We start from the raw sequence: 12328 nt of genomic DNA, 5'->3' as shown, positions 1-12328 counted from the left end.
GGCCAGGACACGCGACTAGCGCGTGTCCTGGCCACGAACCGCGCTGCCGACCGCGTCGGCCAGACTCGCGAAGCCGCCGGCACGCACCCGTTCGGCGATACCGTCGTGGATCTCCTTGACCCACAACGGTCCGCCGTAGATGAATCCGGTGTAGCCCTGCAGGAGATCGGCGCCGGCGAGGATGCGCTCCCAGGCCTGGTCGACGGTCTCGATACCGCCGACGCTGACGAGCGCGACCTGTCCGCCGACCCGTGCATGGAGTCGGCGCAGCACAGCCAGCGATCGGCTGGCGAGAGGGGCCCCGGACAGGCCGCCCGCACCGAGGGCGGCGACGTCGGTTGCGGGGGTCTGCAGACCGCTGCGTTCGATTGTCGTGTTGGTTGCCACGATCCCGGCGAGCCCGAGTTCGACGGCGAGATCGGCCACGGCGTCGATGTCCGTGTCGGCGAGGTCGGGGGCGATCTTCACCAGGACCGGTACGGTGACCTCCTCCTGCACCGCCGCCAGGATCGGCCGCAACGAGTCGACCGCCTGGAGGTCCCGGAGTCCCGGTGTGTTGGGCGAGCTCACGTTGACCACGACGAAGTCGGCGAGCGGGCCGAGTGCGCGCGCGCTGACCCGGTAGTCGTCGACCGCGTCCTCGACCGGGACGACCTTGGTCTTGCCGATGTTGGCCCCGATCGGGATGCTCACCGGACCCGGTCGCAGTGCTGCGAGATGCCGGGCGGCCTCGCCGGATCCGGGGTTGTTGAACCCCATCCGGTTGACGAGCGCGCGGTCGGCGGGCAGGCGGAACAGTCGCGGGGTGGGGTTGCCTGGTTGCGCCTGTCCGGTGATCGTCCCGATCTCCGCATAGCCGAATCCGAACTGGCCCCAGGCGTTGACGGCCGAGGCGCTCTTGTCGAATCCGGCCGCCAGCCCGAGAGGAGCCGGGAAGTCGATGCCGAACACGCGCTGACGTAGCACGGGATCGTGGGTGGCCAGGACCTGCGCGACGAGCCCGCGCAGGATCGGGGCCCGACCGACGAGACCGATGGCGCGGAAGGCGATCGCGTGGATGCGCTCCGGGGAGAGTCGGAACATCAACCGCAACAGGATCGGATAGATCACGCCGTTGATCCGCTTCAGCACGCGGTGGCACCTTCGTCGGGGTAGCCCGTATGGTCGATGCCGGCATCGGCGCGGCGGGGACCTGGCGGTTTCTTGCGGCGCAGCAACACTTTTCGCGTCCCGTCGGAGTAGAGTCGGACCCTCTTCAGTTCCCAGCCGCCGAACTCGGCCTCGATCGACAGCCGCATGGATGCGGTGATCCTGGTCACGTCGGGCGGCAGTGTCAACAGCACGCACTCGTGGGTATCCGAGCTCACTTCCCAACCGCGAGGGTGACGCGAACCGAACCGGGACGACGCGCGACCGCGGCGGGGGGAGAGGCTGCCGGTGCTCTGGCTAACGGACATGATCACCGACCCGACGGCCCGACGCCCGCGACGCCCGGCGGCCGGTAGGCGGGCGGAACGACCTGCAGGCCACCCCGGTCGGACAAGACGTACACGGTGCCGGACGTGTCGTCGACGGCGATGTCGTCCGGTTGGGCGACCGCCGGGAATCGTTGCTTCGCCACGGGTTCGCCAGCGGACAGGTCATAGGCCACCACCTCGTTGTTCGCCGTCGTCGACACCCACATCAGGTTGCGGGTGTCGTCGTAGTCTACGGCGTACGGTCCTGCGGACACGGGATACCGGAATCGCATGACCAGCGGAGATCCGAAGAATCCGATGATCTCGTCGTCGCGTGTGTTGGCGACCAGCACACGCCCGTACCGGTCGACGGTGGAGTTGGTGGCCCCGTTGCCCGCCCGCAGCGCGGGGCCGAGGTCGCCGTCGGAGATGGTGACGGGGGTGACCGAGGACTGTGCACGATCGAGCACGACGACCTGTTCGTCGGAGAGGTCGGCGCCCGGCGGCGACACGGTGATGTCATCGACCCGGATGAACTTGTCGACGACCCGACCAGGCTTCAGGTCGCGATCGAAGACCATCAGTCGCCCGTCGGCGGTACCGACCAGCACCTGCCCGGATGCGGTGTGCGCCAACGCGGTCGGGTCGGCGGCCGAGATCGGGGTGGTGGACACCGTGCCGTCGGCGGCGATGCGCACGATGACCTCCGGTCCGACACCGAGGAACGAACCATCGCCACCGCCGACGATGCGGGTCAGGGGCGGTGTCGTCGATCGTTGCGGAACGTCGGAGATCCGGTCGGTGGCATAACGCAGGACGGCGGTCCCGGCCGGATCGAGCACCGCGACGGTGCCGGAGTCGATCGCCAGTCCACGGCTGTTCGCGGGAGTCGGGACCACGGTCCCTGCCGGCGCGGCGGCCGGGCCGGGCGGCGCCTGCTCGGCGGTCGCCGGTGTGACGGTCGGCACGTTCGGGGTCGACGACGTGTCACCGGAGGATCCACAGCCCGACACGACCACGACCGCAGCGATCGCGGCGATCCCCGCGGCGATCGGCGCAGGCCTGCGCACCGCGGTGAACAGGGGTCCCGGGCGCGGTGATTTCGGCGCGTGCATCTCACCATCTTGCGTCACGACACCGATCCGGGACGCGCGGGGTCGCGGCGACGACACATGTCGGATCCGTGGCGGATGCCGGGAAACGCCGGTGTGGGCGATGCGGTGCCGCATCGGGTTTCCACGTAGCATCAGCCGCCGTGACAGACACCATGACGTGGATCCAGGCGATCGTGCTCGGCGCGCTGCAGGGTCTCACCGAGTTCCTGCCGATCTCGTCCTCGGGCCACCTGCGGATCGCCTCCGAGATCATGTTCGGAGGGGATGCCGGCGCTTCCTTCACCGCGGTCACCCAGCTCGGGACCGAAGCCGCCGTGCTCGTCTACTTCGCACGCGACATCGTGCGGATCGTGGCGGCATGGTTCCGCGGCCTGACGAATCAGGAGGAGCGCGGCCTCGACTACCGCATCGGTTGGTATGTGATCTTCGCGACCATCCCGATCGGTGTGCTCGGATTCCTGTTCAAGGACCAGATCCGGACCACCGGTCGCAACCTCTGGCTGGTCGCGACCGTGTTGATCGTGTTCGCAGGCGTCATCTGGCTCGCCGAACGCTATGGGCGCAAGGAACGGTCGATGGAACAGTTGACGCTGCGCGACGGCGTCGTGATGGGACTGGCCCAGTGCCTGGCCCTGGTGCCCGGGGTCTCGCGATCGGGGGCGACCGCCAGTGCCGGACTGTTCCTCGGGCTCGAGAGAGAAGCGGCATTTCGGTTCTCGTTCCTGCTCGCCATCCCGGCGGTGACCGCATCCGGACTGTTCAGTCTCCCCGACGCGTTCGACCCCAGCGGCGAGGGGATGGAGGCATCCGGACCGCAGCTGCTGGTCGCCACACTCATCGCCTTCGTCATCGGGTATGCGTCGATCGCCTGGCTGCTGCGCTTTGTCAGCGCCCATTCGATGAACTGGTTCGGCGCGTACCGCGTGATCCTCGGGCTCACCGTGATGGGACTGCTCGCCGGTGGCGTGATCAGCGCCACGTGATCCGACCCGGCATGACGTCGGCGGACCGTCGCGTCGCGATCAGTGCGGGCGGCTACGCCTATGGTTGAGACATGACCGTGATTCTGGTGCGACACGGACGTTCCACGGCCAACACCTCGGGGGTGCTCGCCGGACGGACGCCCGGGGTCTGCCTCGACGACAAGGGGCGAGAACAGGCCGCTGCCCTGATCGACCGGCTCGGTGTGTGCATGGGCGAGATCGCCGCGGTCGCGAGATCCCCGTTGGATCGCTGTGCGCAGACCGTGGCGCCGCTGATGTCGGTGCTCGACGCCGCCGCCGATCGTGACGTGCCCGAACTCGTGGTGGAGGCCCTTGCGGAGGTCGACTACGGGGACTGGACGAACAGGCCCATCAAGGAATTGCTCTCGGAGCCGCTCTGGAAGACGGTGCAGCAGCATCCGTCGGCCGCGGTGTTCCCCGGTGGCGAGGGCCTCGCAGCCGTCCAGGCGCGGGCCGTCGCCGCGATCCGCGACCTCGACCGGGTGCACGGGGGTGCGGACGGCAGCGGCGTCTGGGTCGCCTGCTCACACGGCGACGTGATCAAGGCGGTGATCGCGGACGCAATGGGCATGCATCTCGATTCGTTCCAGCGCATCGTCGTCGAACCCGCATCGATCAGCGTCATCCGATACGGTCCCACCCGCCCGTATGTACACACGGTCAACAACACGGCGGTCCTCTCGGTCCCACCACCACACCGCGACAAGCCTGCGTCGAGTGACGGATCCGCCGAGGACACCGCAGGTGCGGACGCCGGTGAGGACGCAGTCGTCGGAGGCGCCTCCGGCGTCGACGGCCGCGATCGTGGCGACAAGGCTGCGGCCACCCCCCTCGCACGCGGATAATGGACGAACAAGCCAAGGAGGTGTGATGTCTCGCGCGATACACGTGTTCCGAACCCCGGACCGGTTCGTTGCCGGTACGGTCGGCCAGCCGGGCGACCGAACGTTCTACCTCCAGGCCGTGCACGAGACGAGAATCGTCAGCGTCATGCTGGAGAAGCAGCAGGTGGCCATCCTGGCCGACCGTATCGGTGCGTTGCTCGACGAGATCCACCGGCGATTCGGGACGGCCATCCCACCGGAGAGCGACCACGTCGGTGACCTCAGCCCGCTGGTGATGCCGGTGGACGCGGAATTCCGTGTCGGCACGATGGGTCTGGGCTGGGATGCCGAGTCCGAGGCCGTCGTGGTGGAGCTGCTCGCGATCACCGAGGGCGAGTTCGACGAGAGCGTCGTCCTCGACGACACCGACGAAGGGCCTGATGCCGTTCGGGTGTTCCTCACCACCGAGGCGGCCCGCGAATTCGCCGCCCGATCGTCGCGCGTGATCTCGGCCGGACGGCAGCCCTGCCCGCTCTGCCACGAACCACTCGATCCCGACGGTCACCTGTGCGTGCGGACCAACGGGTACAAGCGCGACGCCGAACTCAGCAAATCGCTCGACTTCGTCGATCCCGAGGTGTTCCGGAACCTGACGATCCAGGACGAGGGCGGCTACCTGGACGTCGACCCGACCGACCCCGACGACGACACCGATCCCGGTCCGAACCCGCAGGACTGATGTGACCGTCGGAGAACCGTCCGCGCCCGGGCCCGAGACGTCGGGTACGCGCGACCGTCGAGACGAGCGGGGTGTCGCCGAGGTCGATGCGCTCCGCACCGGCGAGCTGGTCATCGTCGGACGCATCCCGTCGGCGAGCAATGCGACGCTGGTCTGCGACGCCGTGCTCGGGGACACCGAGGTGCGCTGTGTCTACAAGCCCGTCCGGGGCGAGGTGCCGCTGTGGGATTTCCCGGACGGCACGCTGGCCGGGCGTGAGGTGTCGTCATACCTGGTGTCGGAGGCCCTCGGCTGGTCGGTCATCCCGACGACCATCCATCGTGACGGGCCCCTGGGACCGGGGATGGTGCAGCGGTGGGTGGTGACCGCAGACAACGACGAGCCGCCGTCGAGGGTGGGAGCGGCAGGCGACCTCCCGGCTCCGCGGGTCGATCTGGTCGACCTGTGTCCCGCCGACACCGTGCCGACCGGTTACCGGGCGATCCTGCGCGCGCTCGACGGGCTCGGGGAGCCGGTGGTCCTCGTGCACGCCGACGACCCGCGGCTCCAGCGGATGGCTGTGCTCGACATCGTGCTGAACAACGCCGACCGCAAGGGTGGCCATGTCCTCGAAGGCCTCGACGGTGGGGTGTACGGCGTCGATCACGGGATCTGCCTGCACACCGATGACAAGCTGCGGACCGTCTTGTGGGGATGGGCGGGTGAGCCGATCCCGGCACATCTGCTGGCCGATCTCGCCGGTCTCGTCGACCACCTGACCTCGGCCGACCACCCTCTCACCGCAGAGCTGGCCGGGCACATCACCGACGACGAGATCCTCGCGATGGCCGTACGGGCCGGCGAGCTCGTCGAGCACGAGACGATGCCGCTCCCACCGGGTCATCGGCCGATTCCGTGGCCGCCTTTCTGACCGTTGGGGAGGGCTCGCGCGGTGGAGCGGCCGATCCCGGCGGGGCGCGTTGCGAGCCGGGCCATACAGTGGACCCATGCAGTCATGGCCTGACCCCGCCCTTCCGGCCCTGCCGGGCACCGGGCCGGCACTCCGCCTCTATGACACCTCCGACGCACAGGTTCGTCCGGTCAGTCCGGGCGAGACCGCGACCATGTACGTCTGCGGGATCACCCCCTACGACGCGACCCACCTGGGGCATGCCGCGACCTACGTGACCTTCGACCTGGTGAACCGCGTGCTGCGTGACCTCGGACATGACGTGCACTACGTGCAGAACGTGACCGACGTCGACGATCCGCTCTTCGAGCGGGCCGAACGTGACGGCATCGACTGGCAGGACCTGGGTGCACGCGAGACCCAGCTGTTCCGCGACGACATGACGGCGCTGCGGGTGCTCCCACCACGCGACTACATCGGCGCCATCGAATCGGTCGGCGAGGTCGTCGAAGTGGTCGGCAAGCTGCTGGCGTCCGGGGCGGCCTATGTCGTCGACGATGCCGAGTATCCCGACGTGTACTTCCGCACGGATGCGACCGAACAGTTCGGCTACGAGTCCGGCTACGACCGCGCCACGATGGAGAAGTTCTTCGCCGAGCGGGGCGGCGACCCCGACCGGGCAGGCAAACGAGACCCCCTCGACGCACTGTTGTGGCGCGCGACGCGCCCCGGGGAGCCGTCCTGGGACTCGCCCCAGGGGCCGGGACGCCCGGGCTGGCACATCGAGTGCTCGGCGATCGCGTTGAACCGCCTCGGCGTCGAATTCGACATCCAGGGCGGTGGGAACGACCTGATCTTCCCGCATCACGAGTTCTCCGCCGCCCACGGTGAGGCCCTGACCGATTCGCGCCGTTTCGCCCGGCACTACGTCCACACCGGGATGGTCGGCCTCGACGGCGAGAAGATGTCGAAGAGTCGCGGGAATCTGGTGTTCGTCTCGGGCCTGCGCCGTGACGGTGTGGACCCGGCCGCGATCCGGATCGCCCTGCTCGCCGATCACTATCGGGCCGATCGGATGTGGACCGATGCGGTTCTCGACGAGGCGCGCGAGCGTCTGCAGCGGTGGCGCACCGCGACGTCGGCGCCCGCCGGTCCGGATGCGGCACCGGTCATCGCGCGGGTGCGCCAGCACCTCGCCGACGATCTCGACACCCCGAAGGCACTGGCCGCGATCGACGCGTGGTGCCGCGACGTGGCCGAGGGGATCGGCGGATCCGCCGCGGCCCCCGGAGAGATCGAGCAGGCTGTCGACGCGTTGCTCGGCGTCGCCCTGTCCTCCTGACCCGCGACCGGGCAGAACGAGCCGACGTCGTCGCGAAGGTCGGAATCGGGATCGGTACAGTTCTCCCGTGGCACGCGCTCAGGAAATCGATCCCGACACCACTGCCGGGGTGTGGACGGTGGTGACCCGCACATCGACCTACCTGCTGGACTTCGACGACATGACCTTGCTCAGGGCGCCGGGGGTGGGTGGCACCGAGAGTGACGAGTGGGCCGTCAGCCGGCTGCGTCGTGATTCCGAGGACATCCCACTCCTGGGCGTCAAGTCCTGCCGGGTCGGTGAATCCGCCCAATTCTGGGTTCGGGCAGCCGACGATCCGGACGTGCGCACCTGGCGGATCACAACGCCGGTCGTGTCGATCGAGAGGATCGGCTGACGGCCGATCCGGGTCTCCTCAGCTCCCGAACGACCCCTGGCCGCGGCCCGTCCCGCCCGGTCCGCGTCGCTTGAGGTAGCGCTCGAACTCGGCTGCCAGGGCGTCCCCGTCGATCTTGGCCATCACGTCGTCGGCGTCGATCTCGGCATCGCCGCGCTCTTCGAGCCCTCGCACGTAGTCGGCGATCTCCTCGTCGTCCTCGGTCATCTCGGTGACCGCGCGCTCCCACTCCTCGGCCTGTTCGGGCAGCGTCGCCAGGGGTACCTCCACGTCGAGGACCTCCTCGACCCGGTTCAGCAGGGCCACCGTCGCCTTCGGATTCGGGGGAGTGGAGACGTAATGGGGCACTGCGGCCCAGAACGACACCGCAGGCAACCCCGCCTGGACGAACAGATCCTGGAGCACTCCGGTGATCCCGGTTGGCCCCTCGTAGCGGCTCTCCGCGAGGTTGAACTGTGCAGCCGACTCACTGCTGTAGGCCGTGCCGGTCACCGGAACGGGACGCGTGTGGGGCGTGTCGGCGAGGAGCGCGCCGAGCATGACCGTCGTCTCCACATCCAGCTGCCGGGCGAGATCCACGATCTCCGCACAGAACGCCCGCCAGCGCATGTTCGGCTCGATGCCGCGAACGAGTACGATGTCACGGTCCGCACCTTGGGGGGTGCAATAGGAAATGGACGTGGTGGGCCAGTCGATCCGTCGGGTGACCCCGTCGATCTGCTTGACCGTGGGTCGGTTCACTTGGAAGTCGTAATAGTCCTCGGAGTCGATGTCGGCGAGTGGAACGGCATCCCAGGTGAGCGCCAGATGCTCGATCGCGCTGCTGGCAGCGTCCCCCGCGTCATTCCACCCCTCGAAGGCGGCCAACAGGATGGGCTTGCGCAGCTGGGGAAGGTTCGACCTCTGCTCAGCGTTCACTGAACCAGCCTACGACCGAACCCCGAGAGAGGGCGAACTACGCTGACAACCATGTCGACCCGCACCACCGACCCGGCCGCCTACGACACGACATTCCTCACCGCGATGTCGCGCCGTGTGCTGATCGGCGATGGGGCCATGGGCACCATGCTGCAGGCCGCCGATCTCACCCTCGACGACTTCAACGGTCTCGAAGGCTGTAACGAGATCCTCAACGACACCCGCCCCGATGTGCTCGCCGACATCCACCGTGCCTATTTCGAGGCAGGCGCGGACGCGGTCGAGACCAACACATTCGGCTGCAACCTCTCGAATCTCGGCGACTACGACATCGCCGATCGGATCCGCGAGCTGTCGTACAAGGGCACCGGCATCGCGCGTGGCGTGGCCGACGAGATGGGTCCGTCGGCCGATGGGACCGCGCGCTTCGTGCTCGGCTCGATCGGGCCCGGTACCAAACTGCCCAGCCTCGGCCACACGACCTTCGCGGTGATCCGCGATGCGTACTACGAGTGTGTGGCCGGGATGCTCGACGGCGGCGCCGACGCGATCCTGGTCGAGACGTCGCAAGACTTGCTGCAGGTCAAAGCGGCGATCGTGGCGGCACGTCGCGCCATGAACGATCTCGGGCGATCGATCCCCATCATCAGTCATGTCACCGTGGAGACCACCGGCACCATGTTGCTGGGCTCGGAGATCGGTGCCGCATTGACCGCCATCGAACCGCTCGGCGTCGACATGATCGGGTTGAACTGCGCGACCGGGCCCGCCGAGATGAGCGAACACCTCCGGTATCTCTCCAAGCACGCGCGGATTCCGGTGTCGGTCATGCCGAATGCCGGTCTGCCCGTGCTGGGCGCCAACGGCGCCGAATATCCCTTGCAGCCCGACGAACTGGCGAGCGCCCTGGGTGATTTCGTCTCCGACTTCGGACTGGCATTCGTGGGCGGCTGCTGCGGAACAACCCCCGAACACATCCGTCAGGTCGCCGACCGCGTGGCCGAGGTGACCGCGGCACAGCGGAAGCCCGAGCACATCGCCGAGACGTCGTCGCTCTACAGCGCGGTCCCGTTCGATCAGGACGCGAGCTTCCTGGTGATCGGCGAGCGGACGAACACCAACGGCTCCAAGGCGTTCCGTGAGGCGATGATCGCCGAGGACTATCAGAAGTGCCTCGACATCGCCAAGGACCAGACCCGCGACGGCGCGCACATGCTGGACCTCAACGTCGACTATGTGGGCCGCGACGGCGCGGTCGACATGACGGCGCTGGCCAGTCGGTTCGCGACATCGTCGACCCTGCCGATCATGCTCGACTCCACCGAACCCGCGGTCATCAAGGCCGGTCTGGAAGCGCTCGGCGGCCGCTGTGCGGTCAACTCGGTCAACTACGAAGACGGCGACGGTCCCGATTCGCGGTTCACCCGCATCATGGAGCTGGTCGTGGAACACGGCGCCGCCGTGGTGGCGCTGACCATCGACGAAGAGGGACAGGCGCGGACCGCGGACTGGAAGATCCGGATCGCCGAGCGGCTGATCACCGACATCACCGAGAACTGGGGTCTGGCCGAGGAAGACATCATCATCGATGCCCTCACGTTCCCGATCTCGACCGGGCAGGAAGAGGTCCGACGCGACGGCATCGAGACCATCGAGGCCATCCGCCGCCTCCACGAGGCGCACCCGGACGTGCACTTCACACTGGGTATCTCCAACATCTCGTTCGGCCTCAACCCGGCCGCCCGGCAGGTGCTGAACTCGGTGTTCCTGCACGAATGTGTGCAGGCCGGGCTCGACACCGCGATCGTGCACGCGTCGAAGATCCTGCCGATCGCCCGGATTCCCGAAGAACACCGCGAGGTCGCGCTCGATCTCGTCTATGACCGGCGTCGTGAGGGCTACGACCCGCTGCAGAAGCTCATGGAGCTGTTCGAAGGGGTGTCGGCGGCGTCCGCACGCGAATCCCGCGCGGCCGAATTGGCGAAACTGCCGCTGTTCGATCGTCTGGAACGCCGCATCGTCGACGGTGAGCGCAACGGCCTCGAGGACGACCTCGACGAGGCGATGACCGAGAAGCCGCCGCTGGAGATCATCAACGAGACATTGCTCTCGGGCATGAAGACCGTCGGAGAGCTGTTCGGGTCGGGCCAGATGCAGCTCCCGTTCGTGCTGCAGTCCGCCGAGGTGATGAAAACCGCTGTCGCGCACCTGGAACCGCACATGGAAGCGACCGGCGAGGACGGCAAGGGACGCATCGTGCTCGCCACCGTCAAGGGCGATGTCCACGACATCGGCAAGAACCTCGTCGACATCATCCTGTCCAACAACGGGTATGAGGTGGTCAACCTCGGTATCAAGCAACCGATCAACACCATCCTCGAGGCTGCCGAGGACAAGCGGGCCGACGTCATCGGCATGTCCGGGCTGCTCGTCAAATCGACCGTGGTGATGAAGGAGAACCTCGAGGAGATCAACTCGCGCGGGGTCGCCACGAGCTTCCCGGTCCTGCTCGGCGGGGCCGCGCTCACCCGTACCTACGTCGAGAACGATCTGTCCGAGACCTACGACGGCGATGTCCACTACGCACGCGACGCCTTCGAGGGTCTGCGGCTCATGGACGAGATCATGGCGACCAAGCGCGGTGAAGGTCCGGATCCGAACAGCCCGGAGGCGATCGCCGCCAGGCAGAAGGTGGAGGAGCGCAAGGCTCGGCACGAACGTTCGCGGCGGATTGCCGAGAAGCGCAAGGCCGCGGAGACGCCCGTCGAGGTTCCGGCCCGCTCGGATGTGGCCGCCGACAACGCGATCCCGACGCCTCCGTTCTGGGGCACCCGGATCGTGAAGGGCGTGCCGGTGGCGGACTATCTCCAACTGCTAGACGAGCGCGCGTTGTTCCTCGGACAGTGGGGACTTCGCGGCGCACGCGGGGGAGAGGGGCCGTCGTACGAGGAGCTCGTCGAGTCCGAGGGTCGTCCACGGCTGCGCTACTGGATCGACCGACTCGCCACCGAGGGCATCCTCCAGCATGCCGCCGTCGTCTACGGCTATTTCCCGGCGGTGAGCGAGGGCGACACGGTCCACGTGCTGGCCGAGCCGCGACCCGACGCCGAGGTGCGCCACAGTTTTGAATTCCCGCGGCAACAGCGTTCGAGGTTCCTCTGCGTCGCAGACTTCATCTCCTCGCGCGAACAGGCGAAGGCCGCAGGCCAGGTCGATGTGCTCCCGTTCCAGCTCGTCACCATGGGCCAGCCGATCGCGGACTTCGCGAACAAGCTGTTCGCCGAGGACGCCTACCGTGACTACCTCGAGGTGCACGGCATCGGTGTGCAGTTGACCGAGGCGTTGGCGGAGTACTGGCATCAGCGGGTGCGCAGTGAGTTGACCGTCGCGGGAACATCGCTGGCGGGGGAGGATCCGGAGAACGCACAGGGCTTCTTCGACCTCGAGTACCGGGGCGCCCGCTTCTCGTTCGGCTACGGGGCCTGCCCCGACCTCGACGACCGCGCGAAGATGATGGAGCTGCTCGAGCCCGAGCGGATCGGTGTGGTGCTGTCGGAGGAACTGCAGCTGCATCCCGAGCAGTCGACGGACGCGTTCGTGCTGCATCACCCGGAGGCCAAGTACTTCAACACCTGACCTGAGTCGCACGGAAACGGTTGTATGT

11 protein-coding genes are annotated in these 12328 nt (G+C 67.8%); 7 read left to right on the top strand and 4 right to left on the bottom strand.

Annotated features, from left to right (window positions below; genetic code table 11):
* Positions 1 to 15 precede the first annotated feature (15 nt).
* The 3 genes from IDF66_RS22175 to IDF66_RS22165 are packed head-to-tail and all read right to left on the bottom strand — an operon-like array spanning position 16 to position 2572.
* The gene (locus tag IDF66_RS22175; RefSeq protein WP_190268634.1) at positions 16 to 1131 is read right to left on the bottom strand and encodes a quinone-dependent dihydroorotate dehydrogenase; all 1116 of its coding nucleotides are present in this window, start codon (positions 1129 to 1131) and stop codon (positions 16 to 18) included.
* The gene (locus IDF66_RS22170) at positions 1125 to 1457 is read right to left on the bottom strand and encodes a DUF5703 family protein (protein WP_164309649.1); all 333 of its coding nucleotides are present in this window, start codon (positions 1455 to 1457) and stop codon (positions 1125 to 1127) included. The genes IDF66_RS22175 and IDF66_RS22170 overlap by 7 nt, the downstream gene beginning before the upstream one ends.
* A 2-nt stretch (positions 1458 to 1459) precedes the next feature.
* The gene (locus tag IDF66_RS22165) at positions 1460 to 2572 is read right to left on the bottom strand and encodes a YncE family protein (protein ID WP_223309965.1); all 1113 of its coding nucleotides are present in this window, start codon (positions 2570 to 2572) and stop codon (positions 1460 to 1462) included.
* Between the two features lie 140 nt (positions 2573 to 2712).
* Between IDF66_RS22165 and IDF66_RS22160 the strand changes: the two genes are divergently transcribed.
* The 6 genes from IDF66_RS22160 to IDF66_RS22135 all read left to right on the top strand — a co-directional run bounded on the left by IDF66_RS22160 (position 2713) and on the right by IDF66_RS22135 (position 7746).
* On the top strand, positions 2713 to 3555 hold the full coding sequence (locus IDF66_RS22160; RefSeq protein WP_164309651.1) for an undecaprenyl-diphosphate phosphatase: 843 nt from the start codon (positions 2713 to 2715) through the stop codon (positions 3553 to 3555).
* Between the two features lie 71 nt (positions 3556 to 3626).
* Positions 3627 to 4421: an MSMEG_4193 family putative phosphomutase gene (locus tag IDF66_RS22155; RefSeq protein ID WP_190268633.1), complete on the top strand. Its 795-nt coding sequence runs from the start codon at positions 3627 to 3629 to the stop codon at positions 4419 to 4421.
* Between the two features lie 25 nt (positions 4422 to 4446).
* Positions 4447 to 5139 carry a DUF3090 domain-containing protein gene (locus IDF66_RS22150; protein WP_164309653.1) on the top strand — a complete coding sequence of 231 codons (693 nt, stop codon included), beginning with the start codon at positions 4447 to 4449 and terminating at the stop codon, positions 5137 to 5139.
* A gap of 1 nt (position 5140) precedes the next feature.
* Positions 5141 to 6049, top strand: a complete 909-nt coding sequence (locus IDF66_RS22145) for an SCO1664 family protein (protein ID WP_190268632.1) — start codon at positions 5141 to 5143, stop codon at positions 6047 to 6049.
* A gap of 76 nt (positions 6050 to 6125) precedes the next feature.
* Positions 6126 to 7370: a cysteine--1-D-myo-inosityl 2-amino-2-deoxy-alpha-D-glucopyranoside ligase gene (gene mshC / locus IDF66_RS22140; protein ID WP_164309655.1), complete on the top strand. Its 1245-nt coding sequence runs from the start codon at positions 6126 to 6128 to the stop codon at positions 7368 to 7370.
* Between the two features lie 67 nt (positions 7371 to 7437).
* Positions 7438 to 7746 (top strand): hypothetical protein, encoded by a 309-nt coding sequence (locus IDF66_RS22135; RefSeq protein ID WP_164309656.1) that lies wholly within the window; start codon positions 7438 to 7440, stop codon positions 7744 to 7746.
* A gap of 18 nt (positions 7747 to 7764) precedes the next feature.
* Here IDF66_RS22135 and IDF66_RS22130 read toward each other — a convergent pair whose 3' ends face one another.
* Positions 7765 to 8664: a PAC2 family protein gene (locus tag IDF66_RS22130; RefSeq protein WP_190268631.1), complete on the bottom strand. Its 900-nt coding sequence runs from the start codon at positions 8662 to 8664 to the stop codon at positions 7765 to 7767.
* A gap of 51 nt (positions 8665 to 8715) precedes the next feature.
* Between IDF66_RS22130 and metH the strand changes: the two genes are divergently transcribed.
* The gene (gene metH, locus IDF66_RS22125; RefSeq protein WP_164309658.1) at positions 8716 to 12300 is read left to right on the top strand and encodes a methionine synthase; all 3585 of its coding nucleotides are present in this window, start codon (positions 8716 to 8718) and stop codon (positions 12298 to 12300) included.
* Positions 12301 to 12328: the final 28 nt, after the last annotated feature.

It is taken from the genome of Gordonia hankookensis, assembly GCF_014673215.1.
GTDB lineage: Bacteria > Actinomycetota > Actinomycetes > Mycobacteriales > Mycobacteriaceae > Gordonia > Gordonia hankookensis.
Note: the sequence above shows the minus strand (reverse complement) of the source record. Positions and strands in the feature narration are given on the sequence as shown.

Excerpts from the sequence above, each read along its gene's own strand:
- IDF66_RS22165 (WP_223309965.1), bottom strand. The coding sequence starts at position 2,572 with ATGCACGCGCCGAAATCACCGCGCCCGGGACCCCTGTTCACCGCGGTG.
- IDF66_RS22170 (WP_164309649.1), bottom strand. The coding sequence starts at position 1,457 with ATGTCCGTTAGCCAGAGCACCGGCAGCCTCTCCCCCCGCCGCGGTCGC.
- mshC (WP_164309655.1), top strand. The coding sequence starts at position 6,126 with ATGCAGTCATGGCCTGACCCCGCCCTTCCGGCCCTGCCGGGCACCGGG.
- IDF66_RS22150 (WP_164309653.1), top strand. The coding sequence starts at position 4,447 with ATGTCTCGCGCGATACACGTGTTCCGAACCCCGGACCGGTTCGTTGCC.
- IDF66_RS22155 (WP_190268633.1), top strand. The coding sequence starts at position 3,627 with ATGACCGTGATTCTGGTGCGACACGGACGTTCCACGGCCAACACCTCG.
- metH (WP_164309658.1), top strand. The coding sequence starts at position 8,716 with ATGTCGACCCGCACCACCGACCCGGCCGCCTACGACACGACATTCCTC.